Annotated in this window: 3 protein-coding genes; all 3 read right to left on the bottom strand. The window is 41.4% G+C overall.

Annotated features, from left to right (window positions below; genetic code table 11):
- Positions 1–75: 75 nt before the first annotated feature.
- Positions 76–690: a glutathione S-transferase family protein gene (locus L4C33_RS20865; RefSeq protein WP_428814311.1), complete on the bottom strand. Its 615-nt coding sequence runs from the start codon at positions 688–690 to the stop codon at positions 76–78.
- Positions 691–885: 195 nt separating this feature from the next.
- Entirely contained in the window at positions 886–2,526 is a 1,641-nt protein-coding gene (locus L4C33_RS20870) for an ABC transporter ATP-binding protein (protein ID WP_428814312.1), read from the bottom strand.
- An 8-nt stretch (positions 2,527–2,534) separates the two neighbouring features.
- Positions 2,535–3,190, bottom strand: a 656-nt coding sequence (locus tag L4C33_RS20875) for an ABC transporter permease subunit (protein ID WP_428814313.1), incomplete at its 5' end; no start/stop codon positions are given.

Raw genomic sequence — 3,190 nt, forward strand, 5'->3', positions numbered from 1 at the left:
AATTAATATCTGTTGTCATATATCGCTCGGCATTCCGGTAGATAACTGCATCTATAAAAACAATATGGCTCATCACTAAATCTGATAGGCATCTCGCTCTGCTAGTTTTACATACCACTCGTAAATTTTGGGATAAACGTCTTCAATATCAAGAAACAGTACATTTTGAATAAATTGAATAAATACAAACCCAGTAATATCAACAACCGTATATCGGTCACCAGCAACGTACTCAGATTCAGACAGCCTATCTTCTAACACGGTAAGAAAGTCTTTTACTCTTTGCTTAGATTCGTAGCCCCACTCTGCAACGCATACTTCCCTGTCACTATAAACTGCGCTGATATTTCGGAAAGCTTGAAATGCTGTATGCAGACCTTGAAACTCAACCACACGATGCCACATTTCTACTTTCGCTCTCTCAAGGGGGCTGTTGCCAAATAAATTAAGCTCATTAGACGTTAATTCATCAAGGTAGCGACATATCGCGACAGTTTCACAGATAGAACCACCATTATCTAACGCTAAGACAGGAACTTTGCCATTTACACTGATCGCTTGATATGCAGGCGTAAGGTTTTCGCCCTTGCGTACATTCACCTGCACCGTTTCTAACTCTAGTCCTAATTCTTTCAGAAAGATCGAGACACGACGGCTACTCGGTGAAGGCTTGAACTCAAACAGTTTCATTAGATAACCATAAACTTTGAAGTAAAAGGTAAAGTTAGTCGTTAAGGAAACAATAATCTAAATTCATACAAACAAACTGTGAACTAGACACATACGAAAATGGCGTAGGACAAGCCTACGCCATTTAAAATTTAAACAACTGTTAAATAAGAGCTTAAGCAAAGAATTCATTGCAAATAGCACCCTCTTTGGTGATCAAAAACTAGATAGATCGACCAATTGCTTAGTGTACTCGTGAGTGGGGTTCCTGAATAACTGCTGTGTATTGCCCTGTTCAACTACCTCACCTGCTTTCATCACTATGGTGTAATGGCACAAAGATTTCACTACATTCAAATCATGACTGATAAACAGATAAGTGAGCCCATATTTTTCTTGTAGTGATTTTAGCAATTCCAATACTTGGGCTTGTACCGTCCTATCTAACGATGAAGTCGGCTCATCGAGTAATATAAACTCAGGTTTAAGAATAAGCGCCCGTGCAACAGCTATTCGCTGTCTTTGCCCACCAGAGAACTCATTAGGGTAACGGTGGCGTGTTTCTGGATCTAAATCGACTTCTTTCATTACATTGCAAATAAGTGAGTCTAACTCTTCTTCTGCAAGGTCTTTGTGAACTCTTAACCCCTCGCCAATCACCTGAGCGACCGACATTCTTGGGTTTAGAGCTGAAAATGGGTCTTGAAATACGACTTGCATGCGGCTTCGATAAGGCAACATTGCTTTACGGTCCAAACCTTGCAGTTCGTTACCTTGATACTGAATTGAACCTTCACTATTCACCAGTTTTAAAATCGCCATACCAGTTGTCGACTTTCCGGATCCACTTTCACCCACCAGCCCAATAGAGTGACCTTTCTTTAAAGTGAATTTCATGTCCGTAACAGCTTTGACATGAGCAATTGTTTTTTTGAATAACCCGCCGGTAATCGGAAACCACACCTTCAACTGATTGACTTTAAGCAAGCTTTCGCTCGCTTCACTCACAGGTACAGGGCTTCCTTTGGGATCAGAATCTAGTAGCTTTTGAGTATAAGGATGGCTAGGTTGATCGAACACAGAGCTGCATTCTCCTGTTTCAACCAACTCACCATCTTTCATTACTGCAACTCTGTCTGCAATTCTGCGAACGATACTCAGATCATGAGTAATGAATAGCATCGCCATGCCTAACTCTTGCTGAAGATCTTTTAACAAATCCAAGATTTGAGCTTGCACAGAAACATCCAAAGCGGTGGTAGGTTCATCAGCAATAAGCAGCTCCGGTTCATTGATAAGAGCCATAGCAATCATCACACGCTGTCTTTCTCCACCAGAGAGTTCATGTGGATAAGCAGTTATTTTTTGCTGCGGGTTACGAATGCCGACTTTCTCTAGCCATTCAATCGCTAAAGATTGAGCTTTATTGGTTCGCATTCCTCTGTGAACAGTCAGTATCTCAACTAATTGTTTTCCAACCTTATGTAACGGGTTGAGCGAAACCATAGGTTCTTGAAAAATCATCCCAATTTTTCCGCCTCGGATACCACGCAATTGTCTTTCAGAACAATTTAAAATATCCAAACCATCGAACATTATCTTTCCGTTCAAATAATGCGATGAACCTTTAGGAAGCAATTTTAAAATTGAATTGGCAGTCACTGATTTTCCAGAACCACTTTCACCAACCAAAGCTAAGGTTTCCCCTTTCTTTATACTCAGCGAAACCTTTGAGGTAACTTGTTCTATAGCCTTACTTCTACCAAACCCCACAGACAGTTCATCAATTGTTAGAATTGTCATATCAGCAGGCTTCATCGTAGTTGAGTTCATAGTAATACTCGTAATATCTGTCATGGCTTACCTTAACGCTGCTGGTGTGGGTCAAATGCGTCACGTACCGCTTCACCCACAAATACGAGCAAAGTGAGCATAAGAGAAAGCACGACGAATGCAGAGATGCCAAGCCACGGAGCTTGTAAGTTTGCTTTACCTTGTGCGAGAAGCTCACCTAATGAAGGTGAACCGGCTGGCAAACCAAAGCCAAGGAAATCGAGCGACGTTAAAGTTGTAACCGAACCTGAGAGTATAAAAGGCATCATAGTTAATGAAGCGACCATAGCGTTGGGTAACATGTGTCTCAACATAATGCGTTTATCATCTACCCCCATCGCTTGCGCGGCCTTTACATAATCAAAATTACGACAGCGTAAAAACTCAGCACGTACAATTCCGACTAAACTCATCCAACTGAACAGCACCATAATACCAAGCAACCACCAAAAGTTAGGCTCAATAAAGCTCGATAATATGATCAATWGAAATAACGTTGGCATTCCAGACCATACTTCAATGAAACGCTGCCCCAGCAAGTCTAACCAGCCTCCGTAATAGCCTTGCGTCGCCCCAACAACAACGCCTATCACACTAGACACAATCGTTAAAACAAAACCAAATAGCACTGAGATACGAAAGCCATAAATGATCCTAGAAAGTACATCTCGCCCTTTATCATCTGTAC

This window comes from Vibrio makurazakiensis (assembly GCF_050337375.1).
GTDB classification, from domain to species: Bacteria; Pseudomonadota; Gammaproteobacteria; order Enterobacterales; family Vibrionaceae; genus Vibrio; species Vibrio makurazakiensis.

Excerpts from the sequence above, each read along its gene's own strand:
- L4C33_RS20865 (WP_428814311.1), bottom strand. The coding sequence starts at position 690 with ATGAAACTGTTTGAGTTCAAGCCTTCACCGAGTAGCCGTCGTGTCTCG.
- L4C33_RS20870 (WP_428814312.1), bottom strand. The coding sequence starts at position 2,526 with ATGACAGATATTACGAGTATTACTATGAACTCAACTACGATGAAGCCT.